15 protein-coding genes are annotated in these 14,903 nt (G+C 38.6%); 2 read left to right on the plus strand and 13 right to left on the minus strand.

The features are described from left to right. Positions 1-13 precede the first annotated feature (13 nt). Positions 14-358, plus strand: a complete 345-nt coding sequence (locus PAN07_RS05425) for a lipopolysaccharide assembly protein LapA domain-containing protein (protein ID WP_269797409.1) — start codon at positions 14-16, stop codon at positions 356-358. Between the two features lie 177 nt (positions 359-535). Here PAN07_RS05425 and PAN07_RS05430 read toward each other — a convergent pair whose 3' ends face one another. From PAN07_RS05430 to PAN07_RS05465, 8 genes are all read right to left on the minus strand, one after another. Then, on the minus strand, positions 536-883 hold the full coding sequence (locus PAN07_RS05430; RefSeq protein WP_269797410.1) for a VOC family protein: 348 nt from the start codon (positions 881-883) through the stop codon (positions 536-538). A gap of 109 nt (positions 884-992) precedes the next feature. Continuing rightward, on the minus strand, positions 993-2,768 hold the full coding sequence (gene spxB, locus PAN07_RS05435) for a pyruvate oxidase (RefSeq protein ID WP_269797411.1): 1,776 nt from the start codon (positions 2,766-2,768) through the stop codon (positions 993-995). Between the two features lie 219 nt (positions 2,769-2,987). After that, entirely contained in the window at positions 2,988-5,210 is a 2,223-nt protein-coding gene (locus PAN07_RS05440; protein WP_269797412.1) for a heavy metal translocating P-type ATPase, read from the minus strand. A 9-nt stretch (positions 5,211-5,219) separates the two neighbouring features. Further along, the gene (locus tag PAN07_RS05445; protein ID WP_269797413.1) at positions 5,220-5,591 is read right to left on the minus strand and encodes a cupredoxin domain-containing protein; all 372 of its coding nucleotides are present in this window, start codon (positions 5,589-5,591) and stop codon (positions 5,220-5,222) included. A 10-nt stretch (positions 5,592-5,601) separates the two neighbouring features. Beyond that, positions 5,602-5,997, minus strand: a complete 396-nt coding sequence (locus PAN07_RS05450; RefSeq protein WP_269797414.1) for a CopY/TcrY family copper transport repressor — start codon at positions 5,995-5,997, stop codon at positions 5,602-5,604. A 218-nt stretch (positions 5,998-6,215) separates the two neighbouring features. Next, positions 6,216-7,352, minus strand: coding sequence for an L-lactate oxidase (lctO, locus tag PAN07_RS05455; RefSeq protein ID WP_269797415.1), 1,137 nt, complete (start codon positions 7,350-7,352; stop codon positions 6,216-6,218). A 319-nt stretch (positions 7,353-7,671) separates the two neighbouring features. Further along, entirely contained in the window at positions 7,672-8,103 is a 432-nt protein-coding gene (locus PAN07_RS05460) for a hypothetical protein (protein ID WP_269797416.1), read from the minus strand. Positions 8,104-8,130: 27 nt separating this feature from the next. After that, positions 8,131-9,036, minus strand: coding sequence for a hypothetical protein (locus tag PAN07_RS05465; protein WP_269797417.1), 906 nt, complete (start codon positions 9,034-9,036; stop codon positions 8,131-8,133). 132 nt (positions 9,037-9,168) lie between these two features. On the opposite strand from PAN07_RS05465, the gene PAN07_RS05470 reads away from it, so the two are divergent. Then, entirely contained in the window at positions 9,169-9,360 is a 192-nt protein-coding gene (locus PAN07_RS05470) for a helix-turn-helix domain-containing protein (protein ID WP_006155562.1), read from the plus strand. A 206-nt stretch (positions 9,361-9,566) separates the two neighbouring features. Here the strand turns inward: PAN07_RS05470 and pyrE are convergent, their stop codons facing one another. The 5 genes from pyrE to murD all read right to left on the minus strand — a co-directional run bounded on the left by pyrE (position 9,567) and on the right by murD (position 14,883). Beyond that, positions 9,567-10,199 (minus strand): orotate phosphoribosyltransferase, encoded by a 633-nt coding sequence (pyrE, locus tag PAN07_RS05475; protein ID WP_269797418.1) that lies wholly within the window; start codon positions 10,197-10,199, stop codon positions 9,567-9,569. Positions 10,200-10,230: 31 nt separating this feature from the next. After that, on the minus strand, positions 10,231-10,932 hold the full coding sequence (gene pyrF / locus PAN07_RS05480; protein WP_269797419.1) for an orotidine-5'-phosphate decarboxylase: 702 nt from the start codon (positions 10,930-10,932) through the stop codon (positions 10,231-10,233). Positions 10,933-11,156: 224 nt separating this feature from the next. Continuing rightward, the gene (locus tag PAN07_RS05485; RefSeq protein ID WP_269797420.1) at positions 11,157-12,461 is read right to left on the minus strand and encodes an FtsQ-type POTRA domain-containing protein; all 1,305 of its coding nucleotides are present in this window, start codon (positions 12,459-12,461) and stop codon (positions 11,157-11,159) included. 9 nt (positions 12,462-12,470) lie between these two features. After that, complete coding sequence (locus tag PAN07_RS05490) at positions 12,471-13,529, minus strand: UDP-N-acetylglucosamine--N-acetylmuramyl-(pentapeptide) pyrophosphoryl-undecaprenol N-acetylglucosamine transferase (RefSeq protein WP_269797421.1); 1,059 nt, start codon at positions 13,527-13,529, stop codon at positions 12,471-12,473. A 1-nt stretch (position 13,530) separates the two neighbouring features. Then, complete coding sequence (murD, locus tag PAN07_RS05495; protein WP_269797422.1) at positions 13,531-14,883, minus strand: UDP-N-acetylmuramoyl-L-alanine--D-glutamate ligase; 1,353 nt, start codon at positions 14,881-14,883, stop codon at positions 13,531-13,533. Positions 14,884-14,903: the final 20 nt, after the last annotated feature.

Raw genomic sequence — 14,903 nt, forward strand, 5'->3', positions numbered from 1 at the left:
AGAAAAGGAACTTATGCTAAAAAAATTTAATGAATTGTCACTGAAAGATAAGGCTTATCTAATTGGCGGTTTGATCTTATTAGTCATTGTGATCTCCTTTGGTCTGCTCAATCGTCAAACAGTAACTGTCAGTCTTGTCTTTACACAACTATCTGCTCCCTTGATTTTGGTGATTTTTACTTGTCTAGTAATCGGGATCATTGTTGGTAGTGCTATTGGTTTTAGCTATCACCATGGCAAGACTCAAGAGCTGAAAAGCCACATTGCTGAAGCAGAAACGACTATCCATAAAAAAGACAAGGAGCTTCTCCAGTACAAGGAACAGGTGCAACAATTAAAACAGGAAGCCAAACAATAAGTGTAGAAATCATAACCACCCGTCAGCGGGTGGTTTTTTGTCTCGCACCTAATGGAACGAGACGGACTGAAAATCGCATAACAGAAAAAAAACCGGATTGCTCCGATCTTTCAATAGTTCATATTCTCACATTCTGTTTTAAGAATAGTTAAGGTTATCTTCAAATGACTAAGCCCCTTATTTCATACGATAAAAATCAAGCACTAGACCAGCAGGACCTTTAACTAATAAGGACTCTGTTCCCCAATCCGTTTCACAAGGACCGTGTAAAATCTCGACACCTCTCTCTTTTAAACGTTGGTAATTCTGCTCTAGATCCTCAATCTCAATGTGAAGAATGATACCTGACTGAAAGTTTTCCAAAGGAACCAAATGATTTTGAGACAACATGAGACAGTGACTGCCAATCGTGAACTGAGCAAAACCATCATCAACATAGTCTGCCTTCTTATCCAAAATACGCTCCAAGCTAGCACAGACTTGGGGAACATCTGAAACAATAATATCTAGTTGATTTAAATTCATTTACTATCCTCCATAAAAAGACCGGATTACTCCGATCTTTTTAAGTTTCTCTCTATAAAATCAAAGAATATAATCTACAATATTTACATTTGATTTTCGACAAGCAGAATTATTTAATTGCGCGTGATTGCAATCCTTCTTCTTCCAAGAAGAGACGGAATGGTACAAGCTCTTCTGCTTCATATTTTTCCTTGAAGGCTTTGATTGCTTCTTCTGAGTGAAGTTTTGGATCCAATTCAAGTACTTCTACTGGAAGTGGACGGTGTTGAGTGATGCGAGCATCGATGACAACTGTCTTACCTTCTTTGTTCAATTTAACAGCTTCTGCAACAACTGCATCGATATCTTCGATACGATTTACAGTGAATCCTACAGCACCTTGCGCTTCAGCGATTTTAGCGTAGTCAGCATTTGTGAAGTCTACACCAAACAAGTGTTTGTTTGTGTCTTCGTATTTGTTCTTGATGAAGGCATACTCGTCGTTTGTGAAGACAACGTTGATTACTGGAAGGTTGTATTGAACGTTAGTGATCACGTCTGGGTAGCACATGTTGAATGCACCGTCACCCATGATGTTCCATACTTGGCGATCTGGATTGTCTTTCTTAGCGGCAATACCACCAGGAAGGGCGATACCCATTGTCGCAAAGAGTGGAGATGTACGCCACATGTTCTTAGGTGTCATGTGAAGGTGACGAGTTGATGTTTGAGTAGAGTTACCTACGTCGATTGAGTAGATTGCATCTTCATCAGCGTATTTGTTGATAGCGTTGTATACTTGGTACAATTGAAGCGCACCCTCAGTTTTACCTTCGAGTTTGTTCATGTAATCGCGCCAGTTTTGGTTGTTCTTAACATTTGCACGCCACCATGGAGTAGATTCAACTGGGTTTACTTTATCAAGGATAGCTTTCGCTGCTTGACCTGCATCACCAAGGATTGAAGCGTCAAGGGCGTGACGTTTACCAAGTTTGTATGGATCGATATCCACTTGGATGAATTTTTCAGTGTTTTTGAATGCTTCGTATACTTCAGCAAATGGGAAGTTTGAACCAAGGAAAAGAACTGTGTCTGCTTCAAAGACCACTTCGTTGGCTGGTTTCCAACCAACACGATAAGCAGAACCTGTCAAACCTTCGTAGTTCCATTCGAACGCTTCGAAGTTTTTACCAGTTGTGATGATTGGGGCTTTGATTTTACGTGACAACTCAGTAATAACTTCACCAGCTTTAACACCACCGTAACCAGCGTAGATAACTGGACGTTCAGCATTGTTCAAAATTTCAACAGCTTTGTCGATTTCAACTTCGTTCAAAGCAGGAGCGATGAATGAACGCTCGTATGAACCTGAACCGTAGTATGAGTTTTCGTCGATTTCTTGGAAACCAAAGTTTACTGGAATTTCAACGACAGCTGGACCTTTTTTAGAAACGGCAGCACGGCAAGCTTCGTCAATCACTTTTGGCAATTGCTCTGCGTAAGCTACACGTTTGTTGTAAACAGCGATACCATTGTACATTGGGTTTTGGTTCAATTCTTGGAAGGCATCCATGTTCAATTCGTTAACTGGACGTGATCCAAGGATAGCAAGGAATGGAGTGTTATCCATAGCTGCATCGTAAACACCGTTGATCAAGTGAGTTGCACCAGGTCCACCTGAACCAACTGCAACACCGATAGATCCGCCAAATTTAGCCTGCATAACCGCTGCAAGAGCACCTGTTTCTTCGTGGCGAACTTGCAAGAAACGGATATCTTTGTCTTCAGCCAAAGCGTCCATAAGTGAGCTGAGTGTTCCTGATGGGATACCGTAGATAGTGTCTACGCCCCATGTTTTCAATACGTTGAGCATTGCTGCTGATGCAGTAATTTTCCCTTGAGTCATAATGATAACTCTCCTTCAAAATAATTTCATATATTTACAAAAAACGCTTTTATATAGTAATTGAAAACGATTCTGTAAATTTACAATCCTAATTTATCACATTTGTTTTTAGATTTCTAAGTATATGCTCAGAATACTCCATTCTCTATTACAGTACAGTTTGAAAGCGTTTTGAAAATCTGTTTTAGAATAGCAAAAAAAGCGGTTAAGACCGCCTTTTTAATCTACTTTAGTAAAATTAAGCATGAGAGAGCTGATCAGAACAGAGACTGAACTAAAGGCCATGGCCAATCCTGCAAGTTCTGGATTGAGCACCAAACCAAGACTTGAAAAGACTCCTGCTGCAATCGGAATACCAATGAGGTTATAGATAGAAGCCCAGAAAAGATTGAGTAGAATACGATTAAATGTCTTCTTACTCATATCAAAAGCACGTGCCAATCCTAGTAAATTGTTGGTTGTAAGGACAAGATCCGCTGATTCGATAGCAATATCTGTACCAGAGCCCATGGCAATTCCGACATCGGCTACACTGAGGGCCGGTGCATCATTGATACCATCTCCAACAAAGGCTAATTTGCCATTCTTTTGAAGCTTGTGAATTTCATGTGCCTTTTCCTCTGGCAAGACATTTGCAATCACTTCTTCTATCCCAATTTGCTCTGCAATTGCATGGGCTACTCCAGCATTATCTCCAGTAAGCATGACCGTTCTAAGGCCACGTTTTTTCAATTTGGCAATAGCTTCTCGAGCATTTTCCTTAGGGACATCCTGCAAGGCAATTAAGCCTTTTAACTGACCATCTACAGATAGGAAGACAACTGTTTTTGCTTCTTTCTCAAGCAAATCAAATCGTTCTTGATAATCATGTGGAATAGCAAGGTCAGCTAAGAGCTTAGCATTCCCAAGCAAGACTTGCTTCCCATTAATAATCCCAGTCACACCTTTTCCATGCAAGGCTTGGAAGTTTTCCACTGGGTAAAGGCTAATTCCTATTTCAGATGCACGATTAACAATAGCTTGAGCTAGCGGGTGTTGAGATACATCTTCCAGTGAAGCAGCCAAACTTAGCACTTCTCTTTCATCACCAATAACATCTGTCACTACTGGCTTCCCTTCGGTCAAGGTTCCTGTCTTATCAAAAACAATCGTTTGGACTTTTTGGATTTCCTGTAAAACTGTACCATTTTTGAGAAGAATCCCCATCTTGGCACTTCGTCCTGTTCCAACCATGAGTGCTGTCGGTGTCGCAAGTCCTAGTGCACAAGGGCAGGCAATAATCAAAACAGCAACTCCGTAGAGAAGTGACGTCACAAAGCTTTCTCCTAGGAAAACAAACCAGATCCAAAAAGTAAGAAGTCCTAAAATGACAACTGCTGGTACAAAAATCCCTGAAATCTTGTCTGTCAAATCTTGAATAGGAGCACGACTCGTTTGCGCTTTTTTCACAAAGTCCACAATCTGAGCCAACATAGTCTCAGAACCCACTTTTTCAGCTCTAAAGATGATCGTACCACTATTATTGATAGTTGACCCAATAACAGCATCTCCAACTGATTTATCGACTGGAATACTTTCCCCAGTCACCATTGATTCATCAATACTCGTTTCACCTTCTAAGACAATCCCATCAACGGCAATTTTTTCACCTGGTCGAACGCGAATGAGATCCCCAACTTTGACTTGTTCTAGAGGTATTTGAACATAAACATCATCACGCAAAACCTCTGCTGTTTTTGCTTGTAGGTCTAATAATTTTTCGACTGCCTGCGAAGTATTTTTTCGCATTTTTTCCTCAAAAACTGCTCCCAAAAGAATGAAGAAGAGGATAAATGCAGCACTTTCAAAGTAAACGGGCAGACCAGTGAAGAGGGCAACTAAGCTATAGAAATAGGCCACTAGGGTTCCCAGAGCAACCAAGGTATCCATGTTGGAATTGTGCTTTTTAAAACTAGCCCAGGCGCTTCTGATATATGGAACTCCAGCTACCAGCATAATGGGGGTTGTGGCTAAAAAGGTGCCCCAACGCATGACTTGGTGACTAATTCCTCCTGTAGACATCCCAATCATAAGAATCACAAGAGGCACAGTAAAGATACTAGTAATCCAAAAACGTTGTAAAAGACTGAGAGAATTTTTGGTTTTTTCAACAACGGTGTAGGTTCCCTTTTGCATCTTCATGCCACAAGAAAACTCGTGCTCACCCAAGTCTTGAGGCGTAAAGCGAATGACTTTCTCCTCATCTACGCCGATTGGTTCTAGGATCCCTTCTTCTTCGAAGAGAACTTCTTTATAACAGTTTGATGGTGTCACACGATGAAAGGTGATCTCAGCAGGAATCCCTTTTTGCAGTTGAATGTGGGCTGGATGGTAGCCTTTGTCTGCCGTGATACGGATTTTTTGAACACCATTTTCAAGGCTTGCTTTTACAATTTCAGTCATAATATTCTCCTATTCTACAATCATCTTACCGTGCATCATATTCATGCCACAAGAGAAACCATATTCTCCGGCTTCTTTAGGAGTGATTTCCACCACATATTGGTCTCCCATCGGCAAATCAGCATGCACCCCAAAGTCTGGAAAAACGATTTGATCCAAGCAAGGTGAAGGATCTTTTCGATCGAAAATAATGCGAGCAGGTTGCGATTTTTTGAGGATGATGGTTCCTGGAGTATATCCTCCCATGACCTCCACTCGAATCTCCTGATAGCCATTTTTTTGCTGGGCTCTCTTAGCATCTTCTTGAGGTTTTTTGAAAAACCAAAAGAGGATAAAAGCAATCATTCCTAAAACAACAATAGATACAAATAGATTTAACATAGCGTCTCCTTTACATACAATTACATTTTACTTCTGTTACAGCACTTGCTTTTTTCTTTGAAATCACTTCTTCCAAGCCTTCTAAGTCGGCTAGGGTAAAGTCACATTCTTTGATCAAATCAGCAAGTAACTGCTTCATCCTGCGAGAACAAACCTTGTCTTTGATATCCTGGACAAGTAACTTCTTGCTATCTTCCTGTGTCAACAGGGCTGAATAGATAAAGGACTTGCCCTGCTTTTCCCGAGTCAAACATTCTTTTTCCACCAAGCGGGCTAAGAGTGTCTGAATCGTGGACTTAGACCAGCTAAACCTTTTCTCTAATACTTTTATGAGATCAGTACTAGTCTGCTCCCCCTGCATCCAGATAATCTTCATGACCTGCCATTCTGCATCCGAAATCTGCATTGTTATCTCCTCCAAAATCTACATTTGTCAATTACAATTATCAGTATACTCTTAAAATCTACATTTGTCAACTAAATTTCCTAAAAATTTTTAAAATAGTTTAAAATGTATTAAAATTTTTTCTTATATACTCGTTAAGTTCACTTTTTAAACTCTCTTTCATGTTTACAAAGACATAACTCAAAAACCTCCACTTGGAGTGGAGGTTTATTTTACTACTAATACAATTTTAAATCATGTGAATCAGCTGGGAAACTTGGATCATATGGATTGTGACGAAGCTTGAATCGTTTCACATCTTCAATTGTCTGTGTTCCAGATAACTGCATAACTGTCTTCAATTCATCATTCAAATGTTCAAAGACTTGGCGTACACCAACACTACCACCAAGGGCTAAACCATAAATGACAGGTCGTCCAATGGCTACTAAGTCAGCTCCAGAAGCCAAGGCTTTAAAGACGTGCTGACCACGACGAACACCAGAGTCAAAAACGATTGGCACACGTTTATTTACTGCTTCAGCCACTTCTTGTAGCGAGTCAAAAGCAGCCGGTCCACCATCAATTTGTCGACCACCGTGGTTGGTTACCCAAATACCTGAAGCTCCTGCATCCAGTGAGCGTTCAACGTCTTCTCGGCATTGTGGACCTTTGACATAAACAGGAAGTCCTGAGTATTCTGCGATAAACTCAACATCTCGTGGAGATAGGCGTTGTTTGGCTGATTTATAGACATAGTCCATTGACTTACCAGCACCTTGAGGTAGGTATTCTTCTACGATAGGCATGCCAACTGGGAACACAAAACCGTTGCGTTTGTCTACCTCACGGTTACCTCCTACTGTCGCATCAGCAGTCAAGACAATAGCCTTATAACCTTCTGCCTTGACGCGATCCATAATGTGACGGTTAATGCCATCATCTTTACTAAAGTAGAATTGGAACCAATGAGGTGTACCTTGAAGGGCTTGAGAAATTTCTGGCAGGTCAACTGTTGAGTAGGAGCTAGTTGTATAGAGTGAACCGAACTCGTGTACTCCACGCGCAGTCGCAACTTCTCCTTGCTCATTAGCTAGTTTATGAGCCGCAACAGGTGCCATAATGATTGGTGAAGATAGTTTTTCACCATCAAATTCAATCTCTGTGCTTGGATTTTCCACATCACATAAGGTTCGAGGAACAATGAGTTTGTGGTTAAAAGCTCGGATATTCTCTCTCAAAGTAAAAGTGTCCTCTGCACCACTCGCAATATACCCAAAAGAAGCTTTGGGAATAACTTGTTGGGCCATAGACTCCAAATCATAGGTATTTATAAAATCTACAGGTCCTTCTGCATTGCTTGTTTTATATGACATCAATAGTCCTCCTTAAACGTAAACGTTTACTTTTGTTTACTAGAATAGTTTAAACCTTTTTCATGATGTTTTCAAAAAATTTGTCTGTACTTTTCATCATAAAGGTAAACAGATTAAGAACTAGAAGTTAAAGATGATACAGATTCACTCCGCCTATCCTACCCTAAACAGAGACTATGGTTATAAACCTTCCATTAAATAAAAAAACTCAGGTAGTTCTAAGAATACCTGAGTGTTTTATCATAAATTTTATAATTTGCTTTTAAATGCCATAATTTTTAAAATTTAATTATTGGTAATTTTTTACAGTATACAAAATTTATCGTATATGTTTTTTTGAAAATTGATAATTTTTATAAGTACCGATAATACTTCCTACACTTAAACCAAATAGAATAAAGATAAAAATCGCAAACCCATCACCGATTGCTTTAATATTAAATAGATGATTAAATAGTAAAAATAGAGGTACAACAATAGGGAGCAACACACTACTTACAGCTGCACGTCGCATCTCCTTTGTCTCTCCTGTAATAAACCAAGTAAAAGGTAAAAATCTCATCCAATTTAGATATTCTTTTTGTTGCATTTTTTCTTCAAACAAATGAGTAAATAGGGCATAAAATGGTAATGCGATGTAATAAGTTACTTTAACCAAGAAGTACATTGCACCAATAAATACTGCAACTCCCCACCACATTCCTTCTATTGCTTCTTCGTAATCTCGTTGATATTTTGGTTTTCTAGACATAATAGTTCTCCTTTAGTTTTTTATCCATTATTTCATTAAGTTTGTAAATGTATTGATCGTTGTCAATTTATTATTGTAACTAACTTGTCTTTGTAACTCTTGAAACTGTTGTCTTAATTGCTCATTTCTCTTCAATTCTTCATATAAGTTTTGAGCTTGTCCTATATCATAGGCTCTTCCTTGATCTATCAAATTAATCATATATATAAAAGCACTATAATGGACATCCAAGCCAGCTTGTTGTCTTGCTGTAACAAATGGAAGACAATTTATTTTTCCTATAAAATAATCTCTAGCATTAGTAACTTCATTTTGTAGCTGTCGAATTTGTTCAGCTTTTGGCTTATCCTTCTTTACTCGTTGAAAAGCAAAATAAATTGGAGACCAAAGAATAACCCACATAGCTATCCAAACAGTATATTCAAACGGTCCACTTAAAAAACCCAAGCCAGAGCTACTAAATTCACCAAGTCTTTCTTTGTAGGCTACTAGAAACAAAGATCCTAATATCCTAACAACCCATCCAAATCCACTAAGTTTAACATTAATCAAATCAACATATTTACTATCTAAATTATAGAAATACTGCGTTGCTATTTCAATACGTTTTGACCAAATTGCAGCATCAATGAGCAATTCTCTACTTCGTTCAGGCTCTTCAAGAGTTGAAACATGTTCTTGAATTACCGTCTGGTATGGTTGGGGATTAGCAATTGGGTAGTATTTATAAGTTTTACCTTCTTTAGTAATGATTTCCATTGAATGGTATTCCCCATTATCAAATACTTCTGACCAACGTTTATTAGGTAACCTACCTCTCGCATATGCATCCCAAATTGTCCAATCATTAAAACTTGCTGATTTAAACTCTTCAGGAATAATCCCTAAAAAATAATCTAATTCCTTCTCATCCTGAGATATAGCCCTATTCATATATATTTCTCCTTCCATACCTATTTTAACATATTGTGGTTATATACACAATATGAAGAAGTGCTTTTTTTACTTATAATTAAGTTAAAGGAGTTGATAACGATTATCAGTTTTAACCCCCTTTGGGCTACGATGAAGAAAAAAGAAATTTCTCAATATAGATTATTAAAATCAGGGATTGACAACAAAACTCTAGATAGTTTGAAGAAAAATAAAAACATAACTTTACTGACACTAGAAAAGCTATGTTGTATTTTAGATTGTCTTCCAAATGATATCGTAGAATTTATCGAAGAAACTCCTGACTACAATCAAAATCAATAATGGCATCTTGGTTAGTTAAAAGATTTAATGTAACTAAACAACTAAATAGAGTTATTTAACCAATAATTGTGATAAACTCTTTATTAAATTATTCTAGAAAAAACACATAAAATATAGATTTGAATTATCTTATTTTATGTGTTTTTTTATTTTAGATATAATATTTAAGTTCAAATTAGAGTTTAAGTCTCTATAATTTCAATATATTAAACTTTTTGCCAATTTTCTTGGTCTTCTTTAAAGCGTTTTAAGAGGTCAAGTCCTTCTGGTGTGATGTAACCTTCTTCTTGGGCTAGGTGGATAAGCTCACTGTAGTTTGAAAGTGTCACCAGTTTGACACCAGCATCCGCAAAGTTTTTATCTGCTTTTGGTAATTGATAGCTGAAAATTGCTACAACACCAAGTACATCAGCTCCTTCACGTTTGGCAGCAGCTACGGCTTCAAGAACTGATCCCCCTGTTGAAATCAAATCTTCAACAACGACCATTTTTTGGCCTTGGGCTACACGACCTTCGATTTGGTTTCCAGCCCCATGGTTTTTTGGTTTGCTACGGATGTAAGCAAATGGCAGATTCATCTTATCAGCGATGATGGCACCGTGTGGGATACCCGCAGTCGCTATTCCTGCAATCACTTCAACTTCTGGGAATTCTGCCTTGATGGCTTCTACAAAACCATTTTCAATCAAGGTACGTGTCTCTGGGTAGGCAAGTGTTACACGATTGTCCGTATAAATCGGTGACTTGATACCTGATGCCCAAGTAAAAGGTTCTTCTGGTTTGAGGTAAACAGCTTGAATTTTCAATAGATGGCTAGCAATGTCTTTAGCAAGTGTCATGGGATTCTCCTTTGTATTTTAAACTATATTCTTATTTCCAGTCTCGTGTCCACTCATCCTTTATGGCATGATAAGCTGCTACTGGATCAGTGGCTTGAGTGATTGGTCTTCCAACTACGATAAAGTCACTGCCTATTTGATAGGCATCAGCAGGTGTCATGACACGTTTTTGGTCTCCAAGAGCAGCTCCTGATGGACGGATTCCAGGTGTCAAACAGATAAAGTCTTGACTGGTAGCTTCCTTGATGAGTTTGACTTCCTGAGCTGAACAAACAACTCCATCCAAGCCTGCTTCAGCAGTCTTTTTGGCATAATGAATGACAGATTCTTGAAGACTGGTTTGGATATTTTGAAAGTCTCTCATTTGCTCTTCAGAAGTTGAAGTCAACTGTGTAACAGCAATCAACTTTGCCTGATTTCCAAGTCCTTCACGCGCCGACTTCATCATTTCAACACCACCAGCTGCGTGGACATTGGTCATATCAACTCCTAAATCAGATAAAACTCTCATAGCCGATTTTACTGTGTTAGGAATATCATGAAGTTTTAAATCTAAAAAGACACTATGCCCCAATTTCTTCAGATATCGTACAACCTCAGGACCAGCTGAGTAGTATAGTTCCATTCCAACTTTCAAATACAGTTTTTCCTCACTAGGAAAGAGTTCCAAAAAATCTTGAACTTCTTTAAAACTTGGAAAATCCAGAGCAATGACTGGGCGACTTTCTCGCATATCTTTCTCCTTTTGCTTTATTTCAAATCCAGTTAATTCCTTTGGTAAATAATACAAAAAAGGAACCTGCTACAGCAAGGTTCCACGAAAAATGGGTAGTCTCCACCCTTTCACCGTCTAACCTTAGCTGCCTCTCTGGACTGCTTTAAAGGTTTTTTATTATTCTATTATTTAAAGCGGTACTTGTCAAGTAAAAACAAGTAACTGAACGAATCATTTGAAACTTAGCGACTCTGTGTTGTTTGAGTCGTCTGTGTTGTTTGATCTTGATTTCCTTGCTCAGCTTGTTTTTTCTTCTCTTCTTCCTGCTTCTTCTTTTCCTCTTCTTTGGCTTTGACTCTTTCGTCATCCAGAGCCTTATCCACTAGACTATAGCTATAGATACCGACCTCCATGTCAATACCACTTGGTACGGTTAATTGAGGTTTTATCTTGCTATAATATGGTAATTTTTTACCTAGTTCTGATAATGGTACCAGTATCTCATCTGTATCGTGCATTGTGATTTTGAGGAGGTCGCTGGTGACTTTACTTGGTGCTAATTCAATCTTATCAATGGAATCCTTAATTTCGGAGCTCACTTTTGATAGCTCTGAAATCAAAGTCTTGATTTGTTCTTTGTTCGTAAAAAGAACTGATATAAAAGTTTCAGGCAGATCACTTGGACTCACAGCGGTTGATTCAATTTCACCACTGGATAAAATTGGATAATAATTCTCTCCTGATACAGAATAGGCTACAATCCCAAATTCTTTAACTTCAATTGTAAATTTTGTAGGGAATTTGTATTGAATAGAAGCTGATTCAACCCAGTAATTGGATTTGATCAATTCAGCATGCTTATCTTTATTTAGAATCAAACTAATAGTATAGTCACTCTCACGAATTCCTGAAGCCTCTTTTATCTGTTCAGCATTCGTTTTAACTGTACCTGTTACCTCAATTTGTTTAAGGGTAGCAAAAGGAGTCAGAAGGTAGATTGATAAGAACAAGATCAAAAAGCTCGGAACTAAAATAGAAACTGCACGCCAAATATGAACAGACCGAATTGGAGGTTTAGAAGTTTTGGGCTTCTTTTCTTTCTTAACTTTAGATCTTTTTTCTTTATTCTTATCTTTACTACTTGAATCTATTGAAGATATCTTTTCTGTATCAGTCTGTTCCTCTTGTTTTTCTTGAACATCACTGGTATCAGAATCTTCTTCCTTTTCAGATTCCGTATCACTTTCTGGTTCAGAATCAACATCGGCTTCCTCATCCGAATCTGTATCAGCTGTATTTTCAGCACTTTTTGCTTCCTCTTCAGCCTTTTTTTGAAGATACTCTTGGTGTTGCTTTTGCCATTCTGATAATTCTTGATCGCTCTCCTCAGAAGAAGATGATGGCATTTTTTCTTCCTCTGCGCTTGCTTCAAGTTCTTTTTGTTTAGCCTCTTCTTCAGCTTTTTTTTGAAGATACTCTTGATTTCGTTTTTGCCACTCTGACAATTCCTTGTCAGGAGTTTGCTTTTTCTTTTTTTCCTTTGACATCAATTTTCCTTATGATAAATCTTTTTTAAGTAGCTCATAAAAATCCGCTACAGATTTTAATTCATGAGAATTCCTCATCGTGTTTTGATAGATTTCTTTGTTATTTAGAAGTAGAGTTACTTTTTCTTCCAAGCTTGATAAATTCAAGTCACTTTCTTGTAACTCTTCTGCATATCCTTTTTTCACAAAGTAAGCTGCATTTTCAATCTGGTCTCCACGACTGGCTTCGCGACCAAGTGGCACAATAACATGTAATTTAGCCATAGCTAACAGCTCAAAAAGTGTATTGGCACCACCACGAGTAATGACAACATCTGCCATATTCATGAGTGGTTGATAGAGTTTAGTGACATAATCAACTCGATAGAGATTTTTGCTCAGTTCATTCAAGCTAGAATCTCCAGTTAGGTTAATGACATTATAGCGACTAGTCAGCTCATTTTTATAGTCTGTAACCAACTGATTAAAGACACGCGCTCCAGCAGACCCACCCACAAATAGAAGAGTTGGTAGTTTGCTGTCGAAACAAGTCCGGATATCGACCATAATCTCTGGCTCTTCTATAATTGGTCCAGAAACCTTGGTCACTGCTCCTACATGTTCCACCTTAGTAAGACTAGCGGGTTGTTCAAAAGTAGAGTACATCTTAGTCGCAAACTTATAGGCTATTTTATTGGCCAAGCCCATTGATAAGTCTGACTCATGAATAAAGACAGGGACTCTAGATAAACGGGCTGCAATAACGGGGGGTACAGATACAAATCCTCCTTTTGAAAAGAGGGCATGGGGACGAATCATAAGCATGATAAAGAAAGATTGGACTATTCCCCAAGCAACTTTAAAAACATCCCACATATTCTGCCAAGAGAAATAGCGACGCAATTTCCCAGTAGCAATAGAATGGAAGGTCACATCAAGACCTGACTTGAGGATTTCTTGGTGTTCGATTCCATGTTTATCACCAATATAGTGGACTTCCCAGCCATCTTCGATGAACTTGGGCATCAATAATAGGTTGAGGGTAACGTGTCCTACCGTCCCCCCGCCTGTAAAGACTATTTTTTTCATATTATCCTTTTAACTCCGCAACTGTAGCAAGGAAAAGATCTCCACGAACTTCAAAATTGGAATACATATCCCAGCTTGCATTGGCTGGACTGAGAAGAACTACATCTCCTGCTTCTGCAAGTTCATAAGCCTTGCGGGTTGCATCTGCAATATCCGTCGCGTCGACATAAGCCACACCAGCCTTATCCGCTGCACGTTTGACACGCTCTGCAGACTGACCGAGGATGACCATTTTCTTAAGTCCAGTAATGTCTGGTACCAATTCGTCAAACTCATTACCACGGTCTAAACCACCCGCAATCAAGATAACCTTGCTATTATCAAATCCTGACAAGGCTTTTTGAGTTGCTAAGATATTGGTTGACTTACTATCGTTGTAGAATTTTACACCCTTAATTTCATCTACATATTGGAGACGGTGCTTGACGCCACCAAAAGTTGACAAGGTTTCCTTGATGATTTCATTATCAACGCCACGCAGTTTAGCAACGGCAATGGTTGCAAGAGCATTTTCCACATTGTGGCTACCTGGCACACCAATCTCATCAGCTACCATAACCTTTTCACCACGGAAATAGAGTTGACCATCTTCTAGGTAAGCTCCGTCAACCTTTTCAATAGTTGAAAAAGGTACAACTTTTGCTTGAGATTTTGTTGCCAACTCTTTGGCTAATTCTTGATTAAAATTTAAAACTAGGTAATCTGAATCCGTCATATTATTTTGGATATTCCACTTGGCTGCTACATAGTCCTCAAACGAACCGTGATAGTCAATATGAGATGGAATCAAATTGGTAATAACAGCAATCTCAGGATGAAAGGCTTGAATACCCATCAATTGGAAAGATGATAGCTCCATGACAAGGGTATCCTTATCTGTTGCCGTCTGAGCCACCTGACTAGCAGGAAAACCGATATTCCCAGAAAGAAGACCATTTAGTCCAGCTGCAGTTAGAACTTCACCAACCATAGTTGTCGTTGTTGTCTTACCATTTGAACCAGTAATTCCAACGATTGGTGCTTCTGAAACCAAATAAGCTAACTCAACTTCCGTTAAGACTGGAATACCTTTTTCTAGAGATTTTTCAATCATAGGATTACTATATGGTATCCCTGGGTTTTTCACCATGAGAGCAAAATCTTCATCCAACAATTCCAAAGGATGTCCACCAGTGACAACCTTGATGCCCTCTTCTAAAAGGCTCTGAGCTGCTGGATTTTCCTCAAAAGGTTTACCATCATTAACCGTTACGATGGCACCTAGCTTGTCTAAGAGACGAGCTGCAGATTCACCAGATTTAGCCAAACCTAGGACTAATACTTTCTTATTTTTAAATTGATCAATTCGTTTCATAGCTAGAACTCCATTTCTAC

It is taken from the genome of Streptococcus sp. SM5 (assembly GCF_027497975.1).